The following is a 14188-nucleotide window of genomic DNA, read 5'->3' on the forward strand; positions in this document are numbered from 1 at the left end:
AAGCCTCCGAGAGGGATCGGGCGAAGGACACCAACTTAAGTCAGTTGATTGACTTATGCCAACAACCCGGGCACTGTGTGCATCACCGAACCCCGCCACGCTGAAGGAGCTTCCGATGACGGAGCGTCTGCCGAGCTTCCCGTTCCCGACCGAGGCCGCCCTGGCACCGCCCGCCGAATGGGCCGAGTTCCGCGCGAACTGCCCGGTCGCCAAGGTCACCCTCGCGAGCGGCGACGAGGCGACGCTGATCACCCGTTACGCGGACGTCAAACGCGTCCTTTCCGACCCGAGGTTCACCCGGCCCACTCCCGCCGACAAGGCGGCGCGGGTCGCGGACACCGAATCGGGCGGGGTCTTCAACAGCGAGATGGCGGGGGTGATCCCGCAGCACGGCGAGGCACACCTCAAATGGCGCCGGATGCTCGGCAAGTGGTTCACCGCCAAGCGGATGAACGCGCTGCGGCCGCGGATGGAGGCGATGGCCGTCCAGCTGATCGACGAGATGGTCGCGAAGGGCGAGCCCGCGGATCTCAAGGCGGGCCTGGCCTTCCCGCTCCCGGTGTGGGTCATCTGCGACATGCTCGGCGTCCCGGACAGCGACCGGGAACGCTTCGCCCACTGGTCCGACGTCATGCTCAGCATGACCCGCTACACCCAGGCCGAATTCGACGTCGCGCAGGCGGAATTCGGCCGGTACATGGGCGGGCACATCGCGGCGAAGCGGGCCGAGCCCGGCGAAGACATCCTCAGCGCGCTCATCACCGACACCGATGTCGATGGTGAGCGCTGGTCCGACGCGCTGCTCGTCGCGACCGGTATCGGGCTGCTCATCGCCGGGCACGAGACCACCGCGAACATGATCGCGAAGATGGTCGCGATGCTGCTGGAGGACCGGAGCCGCTGGGAAGCACTGCTCGCGGACCGGTCGCTGATCCGCACCGCCGTCGAGGAATCCCTGCGCATGGACGCCAACGCGGGGATCGGCATGTCGCGCTATCTCACAGAGGATTTCGAGGTCGGCGGCACGACGCTGCCGGCGGGCACCACCGCGATGTGCAGCATGGCCGCGGCGAACCGCGACGAGAGCGCGTTCGAGTCCGCCGCCGACATGACGCTCGACCGGAGCCCGAACCCGCATCTGGCGTTCGGCGCCGGGGCGCACGCGTGCCTGGGGCAACCGCTCGCGCGGACCGAACTCCAGGTAGTCCTCGGTGTCCTGCTGGAAAAACTGCCCACGCTGGAGCTGGCCGTCGCGGCGGCGGAGCTGCGCAAGGTCGAAGGGCTCGCCGTCGGCGGACTGCGGGAACTGCCCGTGCGATGGTGATGCCCATGACGAGTGAGATCACCGGCGCCCGCGCCGAACGGGCGCACGCGACGCGAGAACTGATCCTGACCGCGGCGGAGCGGCTGTTCGCCGAACACGGCGTCTTCGCCGTGTCCAACCGCCAGGTCAGCGAAGCGGCGGGACAGGGCAACAACACCGCGGTCGGCTACCACTTCGGCACGAAGGCCGATCTGGTGCGCGCGATCGCCCGCCGTCATGCGGGGCCGATCGAAGAGATCCGCCGCCGGATGCTCGCCGACGTCGGTGACAGCACGGACCTGCGGGCCTGGATCGGCTGCCTGGTCGCCCCGGTGGCCGAGCATCTGGCCACGCTCGGCAGCCCGACCTGGTTCGCACGGTTCGGCGCGCAGGTCATGACCGATCCCGCGCTCCGCCCGATCATGGTCGAGGAATCCCTGACCTCGCCGTCACTGGTGCGGATCGTCGAAGGACTCCATCGCTGCCTGCCCGATCTGCCCGCCGACGTCCGCGCCGAACGCGGCGACATGGCCCGCCAGCTGCTGGTCCACATGGTCGCCGAACGCGAACGCGCCCTCGCCGAGGGCACCCCCACTCCCCGGTCCACCTGGCAGGACGCCGCGACCGGGCTCATCGACGCACTCACCGGGATCTGGCTGGCACCGGTCACTCCCTGCCCGGACGAAGGAAAAGGACCATGAAGATCACTGTCGACCAGGACAAATGCTGCGGCGCCGGAACCTGCGTGCTGCTCGCCCCCGACGTCTTCGACCAGCGGGAAGAAGACGGCATCGTGCTCCTGCTCCAGGAGTCGCCCGGCCGGGACTCGCACGACATCGTCCGCGAGGCCGCCGACGTCTGCCCCGGCGCCGCCATCACGGTGAGCGAGTGACCCTGCTCGTGGTCGGCGCCTCCGCCGGCGGCCTCGCCACGGTGGAGACCTTGCGCCGCAAGGGTTACGCGGACCGCATCACGGTGCTGGGCGCCGAGCGGCATCTCCCCTACGACCGGCCCCCGCTGTCCAAACAGGTCCTTTCCGGACAGTGGGAACCGGCTCGGACCCGGCTGCGTCCCGCCGACCGTTTGTCCACATTGGATACCGAGTTCCTGCTCGGCGACGCGGCCATCGCGCTCGACGTCCGGGAACGGACCGTCCACACCGCCTCGGGACGCGCGCTGACCGCCGACGAGATCGTGCTCGCCACCGGACTGCGACCACGTACCTTCCCCGGCCAGAGCGGACTCGACGGCGTTCACGTGCTCCGCACCCTCGACGACGCACTGGCCCTGCGGGCGGATCTGCTGTCCTGTTCGCGGGCGGTCGTCGTCGGCGACGGCGTCCTCGGCACCGAGATCGCCGCCTGCATCGCGGGGATGGGCGTTCCGGTCACCCTGGCGGGCCCGCAACCGGCGCCACTTGCCGCGCAATTCGGCCCGGTCGTCTCGGGTCTCCTTGCGGAGCTGCACGAATCCCGCGGTGTGTCCCTGCGGCTCGGCGCGGCGGTCACCGGACTGGATTCGCATGATGGTCGCGTCACCGGCGTGCGACTGGAAACCGGTGAGGTACTCCCCGCGGACGTCGTCGTGGTGGCGTTCGGCGCCGCCCCGGCGACGGACTGGCTCGAAGGCAGCGGGCTGGCGACGGCGAACGGCGTCGTCTGCGATTCGCGGTGCCGCGCGGCGGACGGGATCTACGCCGTGGGCGACGTGGCCCGCTGGCATCACGAAGCGCTCGACATGACCTTGCGGCTGGAGAACCGGACCAACGCCACCGAGCAGGCCGCCCACGTCGCGACGGTCATCCTCGGCGACGACCGGCCCTACCTCCCGGTCCCCTACTTCTGGACCGACCAGTTCGACACCAAGATCCACGTGCACGGAACCCTCTTCCCGGACGCCGAAGTGTCCTTTGTGGAGGGATCAGTCGCCGATCGCCGCTTCGTCGCCGAATACCGGCGAAACGGCGTGGTGACCGGTGTCCTCGGCTGGAACATGCCCAAACAAGCCCGCCTGCGCCGCCCGGGCGTTCTCGTTGGAGGAAAGCCTTGACCACCACACCGTCCTTTCCCGCCACCAGGGCGGCGGGCTGCCCGTTCGACCCGCCGCCCGCCCTCCGGTCGCTGCAGGCGGAAACCCCGCTCGCGCGGGTCCGGCTGTGGGACGGCAGCACTCCGTGGCTCGCGACCCGGTACGCCGACCAGCGGAAACTGCTTTCGGATCCCCGTGTCAGCGCCGACATCACCCGGCCCGGCTATCCGAGTCCGACGCCACTGCGAGGTGGCTCCATCAGTTTCATCCTGATGGACGACCCCGAACACGCCCGGCTGCGCCGGATGGTGACCGCGCCGTTCACCATCAAACGCGTGGAGGCCATGCGGCCCGGTGTGCAGAAGATCGTGGACGACCTGATCGACGAGCTGCTCGCCGGACCGAATCCCGCCGACCTCGTCACGGCGTTCGCGCTTCCCGTGCCCTCCCTGGTGATCTGTCAGTTGCTGGGTGTCCCCTACGCGGATCACGAGTTCTTCCAGGACAACAGCAACGTCCTCATCAACCGCGAGACCGGCCCCGAGGCGAAGGCGGCCGCGGGTGCCGCGCTGGGCGAGTACCTCGGCAAGCTGATCGGCGAGAAACTCGAGAACCCCGGCGAAGACCTCCTGTCCGGCCTCACCGAGCGCATCCGCGCCGGTGAGCTGACCCGGGAGGAAGCGGCCCAGATGGGCGTTCTCATGCTGATCGCCGGACACGAGACGACGGCCAACATGATCGCGCTCGGCACACTGGCGCTGCTCGAACACCCGGACCAACTCGCTCTCCTTCGCGAGACCGAAGACCCGAAGCTGATCGCCTCCGCCGTCGAAGAACTGCTGCGCTACCTGCACATCACCCACAACGGACGCCGCCGTGTCGCGCTCGAGGACATCGAAATCGCGGGCCAGGTCATCCGGGCGGGCGAGGGGATCATCCTCGCCAACGACATCGGCAACCGCGATCCCGACGTCTTCCCCGACCCCGACCGGCTCGACCTCCGCCGCGATTCCCGCCGTCACGTGGCCTTCGGTTTCGGCGTGCACCAATGCCTCGGCCAGCCGCTCGCGCGGATGGAACTGCAGGTCGTCTACGGCACGCTGTACCGGCGCATCCCCACCCTGCGGCTCGCCACCGACCTGTCGGAGATCGACTTCAAGCACGACGGTTCCGTCTACGGGGTGTACGCCTTGCCCGTAACCTGGTGACCATGAGCGCTGAGCAGGACGCCATCGACGAACGGATCCAGGCCGCCGCCGAGCGCGGCGACCTGGCCGAACTCCGGCGCCTGGCCGACGGCGGCAGCAGTGACGCGGCGGACCAGCTGATCGAAACGGCGACCGAACTGGGCGCGCTGGACGAACTGCGGCGGCTGGCCGCCGACGGGAACCAGGACGCCGCGGATCAGCTGGCCGAGCTCACCGAGGAGTAGCGTGACGGTCAGAGGTCGATCAGCTCGACGGTCACTTTCGCCATATCACCCTCCTCGATCCCTTCGGCCTTGCGAACCGCTTTCTTGACCGGCAGCACGTAGGCGCCCCGCTTGGAGTCCGGGAAGATCGACGTCTTCCATTTGCTGCCGCCGATACCGACCTGGACCCGGACCGCGCCGAACCCGCGACGCGGTCCGTCGGTGATCTCGCGGATCTCTTCGGAAACGTCCTGGGGCAGGCTGACGAAGGTCCAGGTCTCCCCACGGCGGGCGTCCCAGACCCAGAGCTCGGCATCGAACACGACGATCATCGGTGGAGCGTCGCATACGGGACCGACAATTCCGCGCGCCCCGGCTCGTGAGTGTTGAGGACGGTTAGAACCGTCCTTGCCACTCACGAGCCGCAGGGCGGCGGGAACCGCAGCCTCAATTCTCCGGAAGATGCCGCAGTGAACGGGTCTTCGTCGCGCCGAGCACCCGCGAGGCCATCCACGCCAGCGCGTCGGCCGTGCGTGCCGGGGTGTCCGACGGCTGCATGATGTGACTCAGCACGGTCCTGACCACGACGTCGATCGCCACATCCAGCTGGGCGGCGTCCAGCGGCGGACCGTAGGCGCGGACCCGGCCGCGCAGCATGACGGTCGCTTCGCTCAGCAGGCTCCCGGCCCGCACCGTCAGCAGCGGCAGCAACTCGGTGTCGGCGCCGTGCGTGGCCGAGACGATGGCGCGCAGCAGGAGATTGTCGTCGGCGAGTTCCAGAACGCCGCGGACGGCGTCGTGGATCGCCTCGACGAGGTCTTCGGGGTGCCGCTCGAAGGCATCCCGGACCACCGAAAGGAACCGGGCGAGTTCGTGCGAGATCATCGCTTCGGCGAGCTGGGTCTTCGAGCCGAGTTCGTTGTAGACGGTCTGGCGGCTGACGCCGACGATCTCCGCGAGTTTGCTCATCGTCACCGAGGCCCAGCCGGAACGCACGGTCAGCTCGATCGCCGACGCGACGATCGGCTGACGGTACGGACCGCCCGTGACCGGTGCCTCACTCATGATCGTCATTCTAAGCTGTGCCTTTCCCAGCGCGCTTTCGGATTTCAGCCAGCCAGGCCAGCCCCCGCCGATCCGAGGCCTCCGGCCGAAAAAAGACGCGCGCGCGCCGTCACCGCCGTCGTCGACCTTCGATCGGAAGACACCTTCTAAGCCGCCGTTCCCGCCGCGAACGCCAGCGCCTCCGGCCACGGCGCCCGTCCGGCGATATGCCGACGGTACTTCATGATCTCGCGCGGCCGGTCGACGGTCAGCGCCCCGACGATCCGGTCCCCGCGCCGGTACAGCGCGGTGAAACCACCGGACTCCGGGACGGCGGCCACCACCTCGTCCGCGCGTGGGGTGCCGACGAACTGGATCCGGTGGTCGTACCAGTCCGACCAGAAGTACGGCACCGGCGACAGCGCCCGCGCCGCCCGCGGGGCGAGCGCGTGACGAGCGGCCGCGGCACCCTGCTCCGCGGCGTTCGTCCAGTGCTCCAGCCGCATCAGCTCACCGTCGAACAACGGGTTCGCGGCATGCGCGACATCCCCGGCGGCGTACACGCCGGGCACCCCGGTCGCGAGCGTGGCGTCGCACACCACACCGCCGTCCCGTGGGTGCAACGGCACCCCGCTTCCGGCCAGCCAGCCGGTGGCCGGGACGACGCCGATGCCGGCGACCACCAGATCCGCGGGCAGCACCTCGCCGGTCGAAAGCCGGACGCCGGTCACCACACCGCCTGCGGACTCCAGGCCCGTGACCGTGGTGGACAACCGCAGTTCCGTGCCCGCCTCCCGGTGCAGCGCGGCGCACACCGCACCGGCCTCCGCGCCGACGGACCGGGTGAGCGGCACGTCGAGCGTCTCGACGATCGTCGCGGACAGCCCGCGCTTCCGTGCCGCCGCGGCGACCTCCGAGCCGATGAAACCCGCCCCGATCACGACCGTGCGTGCCCCGGCGTCGAGCGCCGCGCGGACCGCCAGCGCGTCCTCGGCGGTCCTCAACGTGTGGACCCCGGCGATCCCCTCGCTTCCGGGCAGCCGCCGCGCGGTGGCACCGGTCGCGATCACCAGTGCCTCGTAGGGAACCGTCGTCCCCGCCACCGAAACCTCGCGGGCGGCGGTGTCGAGGCCGTCCGCGGGCGCGCCGAGCATCAACTCGACGCCGAACTCGTCGCGCAACGCGTCCTCGCCGTGGAAGGGCTCGACCTCGCCGGGTCCTTCCGCGTCGAGGAACGACTTCGACAGCGGGAGGCGGTCGTAGGGCGGGTGGTCCTCCGCGCCGATCAGCACGATCCGCCCTCGATATCCGTCCCGGCGCGCGGCCTCCACCGCGCGCAACCCGGCCAGCGACGCTCCCACCACGACCAGTGTCATGATCAGTCCCGCAGCTTCAGGGCGAGGACCGGGCAGGCGTCGACGGCGGCCGACAGGTCCTGGCGGTGTTCCTCACCGGGCCGCTCGTCGAGCACCACGACCGCGCCGTCGTCGCCCACCTCGAAGAAGTCGGGCGCCATCGCCTCGCACATGCCCAGCCCGTCGCATTTCGCGCGGTCCGCCTCGATCTTCATCATGCTCCGACCCTTCCCGGTGCCACGAAATCGACCTTTTCCCGCACCCCGCAGTCCGGGCAGCACCACGAATCCGGGATCGCCGACCACGGGGTCCCGGCGGGGAAACCCTCCCGCGGGTCGCCGAGTTTCTCGTCGTACACGTAGCCGCAGCCCGGGCACATCCCGCCCTCGGTCGCGTCGCCGTGTGTGTCGGCGACGTGCCGGGACGGCGCGGTGACACGGGTTCCGTAACGCGCCAGCACCTTGGCCCGTTTCGAGGGCTGGATGTTGGCGCGGGACATGTCGCCGTCGAAATGCGCGAGCACCCGCGGATCCATCACGCGCCGCCACACCGGCGGGACCAGCGCGAGCACGATCATCCCGGCGTAGCCCGTCGGGAGTACCGGCGATTCCGCGAAATCGCGCAGCGTCTGGTAGCGGCGGGTCGGGTTGGCGTGGTGATCGCTGTGCCGCTGCAGGTGGTAGAGCAGCACGTTCGTGGCGATGTTGTTGGAGTTCCAGCTGTGGCTCGGATCCACACGCTCGTACCGGCGGCGGTTCGGCCGGCCGACCATCTGCCGCCGCATCCCGTAGTGCTCCATGTAGTTCACGACCTCCAGCAGCGAGAATCCGATCACCGCCTGGATCACCAGGTACGGCAGGATCCCCGGCCCCAGCCACACGGCCATCGCCGCCCACAGCACCGCCGACATCAGCCAGGCGTTGAGCACGTCGTTGCCGATCCGGAACGGATGCCGGCCGCGCCTGGCGTAGCGCTTGCGCTCCAGCCCCCACGCGGATTTCAGCGAGCCGAACACGGTGCGCGGCCAGAACCGGTAGAAGCTCTCCCCCACCCGGCTGCTGGCCGGGTCCTCGGGAGTGGCCACCCGGACGTGGTGGCCGCGGTTGTGCTCGATGTAGAAGTGGCCGTAGAAGCTCTGCGCCAGCGCGATCTTCGACAGCCAGCGTTCGTGGCTCTCCTTCTTGTGCCCGAGCTCGTGCGCGGTGTTGATGCCGATCCCGCCGATGCAGCCGATCGAGATCGCCAGGCCGACCTTGTCCATGACCGACAGGTCGCCGCGGGCGATCAGCCAGAACGCCACCACGAAACCCGCGTACTGGATGGGCAGGAACGCGAAGGTGATCCACCGGTAGTAGCGATCCCGCTCCAGCCGTTCGATCACGTCGTCGGGCGGGTTGCTGCGGTCCAGCCCGGCCACCAGGTCGATCAGCGGCACGATCACCAGGATCACGATCGGCCCGATCCAGAACCACACCCCCCAGCCGGTGGCCGCGTGCAGGCCGATGGCCAGGAACGCGAGCGAAGGCACCACCAGGCCGATCAGCCACAGATATCGCTTGCCGTCGGTCCAGCGTTCGGTCGAGCCCGCCGGGATCGTGCCCGTCATCTCGCTCATCGCACCCTCCTCCATTGGCTGGGTTTACAAAACCATATGTGATGTACAGCCAGTTTGACAAGAGGACACCATTTGTAAATCCAGCGTTGCTTCATTTCGTGAGAAGCTGGCGATATCTTGTATTCGTAAGGAAACTTACTTAACTTGTGACGACACGCCGCGACCCACTTCGTCCGCCCCGAAGGAGCGCGAATGCCCCGATCACCTCGCCGGATCCGACCCGCCGCCGTGGCCGCCGTCGCCGCGGCCCTGCTGGTCCTGCCCGCCACCGCCGCCACCGCGACCACGACGGCGAACAGCCCGTGGCCGGGCGGTTCCGCCGTCACGAACGCCGACGGTTCGAACGTCCTCGGCGGCAACATGAGCGGACTGTCGTTCGGCGGCCCGGACGTCCTCTGGGCGGTCAAGAACGGCCCCGGCACGCTGTACCGCCTCGTGCGCAACGGTTCGAAATGGCAACCGGACACCGCCAACGGCTGGTCGTCGGGCAAGCAACTGCGCTACCGCGGCGGCAAGGGCGACCCCGACGCCGAAGCCGTCGTGGCCACCCCGGACGGCGTGGTCGCGGCCACCGAGCGCGACGGCGACAACAGCAAGACGAGCGCGCTCAAGGTGCTCCGGTACGACGTCGCCGGCACGGCCAAGACCCTGACCGCGAAGGCCGAATGGGATCTGACCGCCGACCTGCCGAAGGTATCGGCCAACGACGGCCTCGAAGCCATCTCGTGGATCCCGGACAGCGCCCTCACCGCCAAGGGGTTCGTCGACCAGCACACGAAGGCGCCGTACAACCCGGGCGGCTACCCCGGCCACGGCACCGGCCTCTACCTCGTCGGCCTCGAAAGCAACGGCATGATCTACGCCTACGCGCTCGACCAGGCCGGCGGGAAGTACACCCGGGTCGCGAGTTTCGCGAGCGGCCTCTCCTCGATCATGGAGCTCGAGTACGAGGCCTCGACCGGCAAGCTGTGGGCGGTGTGCGACGACAACTGCGGCGGCGACTCGACGACGCTGGCCGTCGACGCGCAGGGCAAGTTCGCCGTCACGGCCACGTACGACCGGCCGAGTGGGATGCCGGACTACAACAACGAAGGCTTCGCGATTTCGGCCAACTGCGCCGCCGGAGCCAAGCAGGTGGTCTGGGCCGACGACGGGAACGATGGCGGGCACGCGCTCCGCGCCGGCACCCTCTCCTGCGGCTGAAGGGGCGCGACATGAAATTCGCCTCACTCGCGATTCTTCCGGCCCTGCTCTTTCCCCTGCTCCTCCCGCCCGCCGCATTCGCGGGCGACGGCTGGGAATCCATCGGCACCGGCATGACGTCCGGTGCCAGCGGAATCGCCGTCCTCGACCGGGACGACGGCCGGATCGACGCACTTGTCCTGCGAGACAACAAGAAGCCCGGCGAGAACCGGGCGGTCCGGGTCCGGCTCGACCACGGCAAGGTGTCCAAGGTGGACTCGATCGACTGGCCCGGCGAGCTCCCGGTCGATCTGGAAGCGGCCGAAGCGGTGCCGGGGAAGACCGGCGAATTCGTCGCGCTGGCCAGCGACGGCAAGGGCTTTCACTTCACGCTGAAGGACCGGTATCTGAAAGTGCTCGGCACTTTCCAGGTGCCGAAGGGCGACCCGGAAGACAATTACGAGGGTTTCGCGCTGAAAAAGGTGAATGACCGATTGTTCGCGGTCTGGGCGGACCGCGGCCAGGACGCCCGTCCGGCCACGCTCTACTCCGCCGAGTTCTCGGTCTCGAAGCTGTCCTTCAAGAAGCCGAAGTCGATCCCGTTCCGGGTGCCGTACCCGGCCACCCACGTCCGGCACACCTCGGACGTCGAGATCACCGCGGACGACCGTGTCCTGGTCTCGGCCGCCTCCGATCCCGGCGACGAAGGCCCGTTCGATTCGGCCGTCTACGCGGCGGGCGTGCTCCGCTCCGACGGTTCGATCGCGCTCTCCCCCGCTCCGGTGCGGATCGGCGACTTCCCCGGCCACAAGATCGAGGCCATGACCTGCCTTTCGCGCTCGTGCGGCAGCCTGCTCTACGGCACCGACGACGAGGCCGCGGGCGGTAGGCTCCGGATCGCGACCAGGAACGAGCCGGAGGACCAGTGATCAGCGAAGACCTGCGCGAGCGCCGCCTCAAGATCATCGAAGAGCACATGGACACCGAGGTGGCCCATGAGTTCGACCGCACTCTGGGCACCTTCAACGGGCACCCGCACTACGAGATCATGGCGACCGGGCAGATCTTCGACGGCGACGAAGAGGTCATGGCGTACTACCGCATGACCCGGACGGCGTTCCCGGACCAGCGCCACGACAACGTCCGGTACCACTTCGCCGACGAGTCGGTCATCGTCGAATTCGACCTGCTCGGCACCAACCTCGGCGAGTTCTACGGCCGTCCGCCGACCGGCAAGGCGTTCCGGGTGCCGATCATCGCGGTGTTCTTCTTCGACGAGGACAGGATCACCAACGAGCGCATCTACTTCGACGCCGCCAGCCTGATCACCCAGGCCGGGCACGCCGAACTGCTGACCCTGCTGGCTTCCGGCGACGTCTGAAAAACGTCCGGGCCCGCCGCGGAAGCGACGGGCCCGGACGTCCGGATCAGTCTCAGACCAGGTCGTAGCGGTCGAGGTTCATGACCTTGTCCCACGCGGAGACGAAGTCACGCACGAACTTCTCCTTGGCGTCGTCGCTGGCGTAGACCTCCGCCACCGCACGAAGCTCGGAGTTCGACCCGAACACGAGGTCGGCACGGGTACCGGTCCACTTGACCTCGCCGGTCGCGGAGTCCCGGCCTTCGAAGACCTCCGCCTCGGCGGACGTGGCCGTCCACTGCACGCCCATGTCGAGCAGGTTCGCGAAGAAGTCGTTGGTCAGCGCCCCCGGCTTCTCGGTGAACACGCCGTGCTGGGACTGCTGGGCGTTGGCACCCAGGACACGCAGGCCGCCGACGAGGACGGTCATCTCGGGCGCGGTCAGGTTCAGCAGGTTCGCGCGGTCGATGAGCAGGTACTCCGTCGGGAGACGGTGGCCCTTGCCGCGGTAGTTGCGGAACCCGTCCACGGTCGGCTCCAGCGGGGCGAACGACTCGACGTCGGTCTGCTCCGCCGTCGCGTCGGTGCGGCCCGGCGTGAACGGCACGGTGATCTCGTGGCCACCGTCCTTGGCGGCCTGCTCGACGGCGGCGACGCCACCCAGCACGATCAGGTCGGCGAGCGAGACCTTCTTGCCGCCGGTCTGGGCGCTGTTGAACGCCTCCTGCACACCTTCGAGGGTCCGCAGCACCTGCGACAGCGTCTGCGGGTCGTTGACCTCCCAGTCACGCTGCGGCTCGAGCCGGATGCGGGCACCGTTCGCGCCACCGCGCTTGTCGCTGCCGCGGAAGGTCGAAGCCGAGGCCCACGCGGTGGAGACCAGCTGCGAGACCGACAGGCCCGAAGCGAGCAGCTTCTCCTTGAGGGAGGCGATGTCCGCGTCGTCGATCAGCTCGTGGTCGACGGCGGGCACCGGGTCCTGCCAGATCAGCGTCTCCTGCGGCACCAGCGGGCCGAGGTAGCGCTGGATCGGGCCCATGTCGCGGTGGGTCAGCTTGAACCAGGCACGGGCGAAGGCGTCCGCGAACTGGTCCGGGTTCTCGTAGAACCGGCGCGAGATCTGCTCGTAGACCGGGTCGAAACGCAGCGCAAGGTCGGTGGTGAGCATGCCGGGCGCGCGGTTGAGCTTGCCGTCCTCGGGGTCCGGCACGGTGTTCTTCGCCTTGCCGTCCTTCGGGACCCACTGGTGGGCGCCCGCCGGGCTCTTGGTCAGCTCCCACTCGTACTCGAAGAGGTTGTGGAAGAACCAGTTGCTCCACTGGGTCGGGGTCGGCGTCCAGGTGACCTCGAGGCCACTGGTGATCGCGTCGCGCCCCTTGCCGCTGCCGAAGCTGTTCTTCCAGCCGAGGCCCTGCTCCTCGATCGAAGCGCCCTCGGGCTCGGCCCCGACGTACTTGTCCGGGTCGGCCGCGCCGTGGGTCTTGCCGAAGCTGTGACCACCGGCGATCAGCGCGACGGTCTCCTCGTCGTTCATCGCCATCCGGCCGAAGGTCTCGCGGATGTCGCGGGCCGCGGCCAGCGGGTCCGGGTTGCCGTTCGGGCCTTCCGGGTTCACGTAGATGAGACCCATCTGCACGGCGGCCAGCGGGCCCTCGAGCTGGCGGTCACCGCTGTAGCGCTCGTCGCCGAGCCACGTGCGCTCGGGACCCCAGTACACGTCCTCGTCCGGCTCCCAGACGTCGGCGCGGCCACCGGCGAAGCCGAAGGTCTTGAAGCCCATGGTCTCCAGTGCGCGGTTGCCGGTGAAGATCATCAGGTCGGCCCACGAGATCTTGCGGCCGTACTTCTTCTTGACCGGCCAGAGCAGGCGGCGGGCCTTGTCGAGGTTGCCGTTGTCCGGCCAGCTGTTGAGCGGGGCGAAACGCTGCATGCCCGCGCCCGCGCCACCGCGGCCGTCCTCGATCCGGTAGGTGCCGGCGCTGTGCCACGCCATGCGGATCATGAAGCCGCCGTAGTGGCCGAAGTCCGCGGGCCACCAGTCCTGCGAAGTCGTGAGGACGGCGTCGACGTCCTTGGCGAGTTCATTGAGGTCGAGGGTCTTGAACTCGGCCGCGTAGTCGAACCCGGCGTCCATGGGGTCGGAAGCGGCGGAGTGCTTCCGGAGGATCTTCAGGTTGAGCTGGTTCGGCCACCAGTCGCGGTTGCTCGCACCTTCGGTGGGGTGGTTGCGGCGGCCCGACGAGACGGGGCAGCCGCCCGCGCTCTCTTCGTTCATTTCGCCGACGACGGCGTCCGGGCTGTCAGACACGGGAATCCTTCCGGGAATCAGAACTGCAGGGCTCAGGAACGGGGTTCGATCGCACAGTCGGGACACAGGCCCCAGTAGATGACCTCGGCCTCTTCGATCACGAAGCCTTGGTCGTTCGACGCGGTCAAACAGGGTGCGGGACCGACGGCGCAGTCGACGTCGGCGATGGCACCACAGGTTCGGCACACGACGTGGTGATGGTTGTCCCCGACCCGGGACTCGTAGCGTGCCACGGACCCCGACGGCTGGATCCGCCGTACGAGACCCGCGGCGGTCAGCGCCCGCAACACGTCGTAAATGGCCTGGTGAGAGACCTCGCCGAGCTCCGTACGCACGGCACCGATGATCGAGTCGGTGTCGGCATGCGGGTGGTCGCGTACCGCTGTCAGCACGGCCACCCTGGGACGCGTCACGCGCAGGGAGGCCCCGCGCAGCATCCGCTCGAACTCCTGGGTCGTGGGCACGGCCGCAGTCTGGCCCATTTTCTGGAATGAATCAAGTTCGCGGGATCCCGGGCGTGTCCCGTCCTCGCCACAAGCCTCGTGAGTGGCAAGGACGGTTCTAACCGTCCTTGCCACTCAC

The 14188-nt window shown here is 68.9% G+C and carries 16 protein-coding genes; 9 read left to right on the forward strand and 7 right to left on the reverse strand.

Annotation, left to right across the window (positions count from 1 at the left end; genetic code table 11):
* Nucleotides 1–115: 115 nt before the first annotated feature.
* From ACFWIW_RS07780 to ACFWIW_RS07805, 6 genes are read left to right on the forward strand one after another with little or no spacing between them, the layout of a single operon-like run.
* A complete protein-coding gene (locus ACFWIW_RS07780) occupies nt 116–1324 on the forward strand; it encodes a cytochrome P450 (protein ID WP_378367700.1) in 1209 nt (402 codons plus the stop codon).
* A 5-nt stretch (nt 1325–1329) separates the two neighbouring features.
* Nucleotides 1330–2004, forward strand: a complete 675-nt coding sequence (locus ACFWIW_RS07785; protein WP_378367701.1) for a TetR/AcrR family transcriptional regulator — start codon at nt 1330–1332, stop codon at nt 2002–2004.
* Nucleotides 2001–2195, forward strand: coding sequence for a ferredoxin (locus tag ACFWIW_RS07790; protein WP_378367702.1), 195 nt, complete (start codon nt 2001–2003; stop codon nt 2193–2195). Before ACFWIW_RS07785 ends, ACFWIW_RS07790 begins: the two co-directional genes overlap by 4 nt.
* Nucleotides 2192–3352: an NAD(P)/FAD-dependent oxidoreductase gene (locus tag ACFWIW_RS07795; protein ID WP_378367703.1), complete on the forward strand. Its 1161-nt coding sequence runs from the start codon at nt 2192–2194 to the stop codon at nt 3350–3352. Before ACFWIW_RS07790 ends, ACFWIW_RS07795 begins: the two co-directional genes overlap by 4 nt.
* Nucleotides 3349–4539: a cytochrome P450 gene (locus tag ACFWIW_RS07800; RefSeq protein ID WP_378367704.1), complete on the forward strand. Its 1191-nt coding sequence runs from the start codon at nt 3349–3351 to the stop codon at nt 4537–4539. Before ACFWIW_RS07795 ends, ACFWIW_RS07800 begins: the two co-directional genes overlap by 4 nt.
* A 2-nt stretch (nt 4540–4541) precedes the next feature.
* The gene (locus tag ACFWIW_RS07805) at nt 4542–4763 is read left to right on the forward strand and encodes a hypothetical protein (protein WP_378367705.1); all 222 of its coding nucleotides are present in this window, start codon (nt 4542–4544) and stop codon (nt 4761–4763) included.
* Nucleotides 4764–4771: 8 nt separating this feature from the next.
* Here ACFWIW_RS07805 and ACFWIW_RS07810 read toward each other — a convergent pair whose 3' ends face one another.
* From ACFWIW_RS07810 to ACFWIW_RS07830, 5 genes are all read right to left on the reverse strand, one after another.
* On the reverse strand, nt 4772–5074 hold the full coding sequence (locus ACFWIW_RS07810; RefSeq protein WP_378367706.1) for a DUF1905 domain-containing protein: 303 nt from the start codon (nt 5072–5074) through the stop codon (nt 4772–4774).
* 115 nt (nt 5075–5189) lie between these two features.
* Nucleotides 5190–5816 (reverse strand): TetR family transcriptional regulator, encoded by a 627-nt coding sequence (locus ACFWIW_RS07815; protein WP_378367707.1) that lies wholly within the window; start codon nt 5814–5816, stop codon nt 5190–5192.
* A 137-nt stretch (nt 5817–5953) separates the two neighbouring features.
* The gene (locus ACFWIW_RS07820) at nt 5954–7162 is read right to left on the reverse strand and encodes an NAD(P)/FAD-dependent oxidoreductase (RefSeq protein ID WP_378367708.1); all 1209 of its coding nucleotides are present in this window, start codon (nt 7160–7162) and stop codon (nt 5954–5956) included.
* A 2-nt stretch (nt 7163–7164) separates the two neighbouring features.
* Nucleotides 7165–7359, reverse strand: coding sequence for a ferredoxin (locus ACFWIW_RS07825; protein ID WP_378367709.1), 195 nt, complete (start codon nt 7357–7359; stop codon nt 7165–7167).
* A complete protein-coding gene (locus ACFWIW_RS07830) occupies nt 7356–8756 on the reverse strand; it encodes a fatty acid desaturase (protein WP_378367710.1) in 1401 nt (466 codons plus the stop codon). Before ACFWIW_RS07830 ends, ACFWIW_RS07825 begins: the two co-directional genes overlap by 4 nt.
* 192 nt (nt 8757–8948) lie before the next feature.
* Here ACFWIW_RS07830 and ACFWIW_RS07835 point away from each other — a divergent pair, with 192 nt between their 5' ends.
* Genes ACFWIW_RS07835 through ACFWIW_RS07845 form a run of 3 tightly spaced genes read left to right on the forward strand, consistent with a single transcriptional unit; the run spans nt 8949 to nt 11319 of the window.
* A complete protein-coding gene (locus tag ACFWIW_RS07835) occupies nt 8949–9959 on the forward strand; it encodes a hypothetical protein (protein WP_378367711.1) in 1011 nt (336 codons plus the stop codon).
* A gap of 11 nt (nt 9960–9970) precedes the next feature.
* The gene (locus tag ACFWIW_RS07840) at nt 9971–10867 is read left to right on the forward strand and encodes a hypothetical protein (protein WP_378367712.1); all 897 of its coding nucleotides are present in this window, start codon (nt 9971–9973) and stop codon (nt 10865–10867) included.
* Nucleotides 10864–11319 (forward strand): ester cyclase, encoded by a 456-nt coding sequence (locus tag ACFWIW_RS07845; protein WP_034318989.1) that lies wholly within the window; start codon nt 10864–10866, stop codon nt 11317–11319. The genes ACFWIW_RS07840 and ACFWIW_RS07845 overlap by 4 nt, the downstream gene beginning before the upstream one ends.
* A 52-nt stretch (nt 11320–11371) precedes the next feature.
* Here ACFWIW_RS07845 and katG read toward each other — a convergent pair whose 3' ends face one another.
* Both katG and ACFWIW_RS07855 read right to left on the reverse strand, forming a co-directional pair.
* Complete coding sequence (gene katG / locus ACFWIW_RS07850) at nt 11372–13606, reverse strand: catalase/peroxidase HPI (protein WP_378367713.1); 2235 nt, start codon at nt 13604–13606, stop codon at nt 11372–11374.
* A gap of 32 nt (nt 13607–13638) precedes the next feature.
* Nucleotides 13639–14070, reverse strand: coding sequence for a Fur family transcriptional regulator (locus tag ACFWIW_RS07855; RefSeq protein WP_378367714.1), 432 nt, complete (start codon nt 14068–14070; stop codon nt 13639–13641).
* Between the last annotated feature and the right edge of the window lie 118 nt (nt 14071–14188).

Origin of the sequence: Amycolatopsis sp. NPDC058340 (assembly GCF_042723975.1) — a bacterium.
Taxonomy (GTDB): domain Bacteria; phylum Actinomycetota; class Actinomycetes; order Mycobacteriales; family Pseudonocardiaceae; genus Amycolatopsis.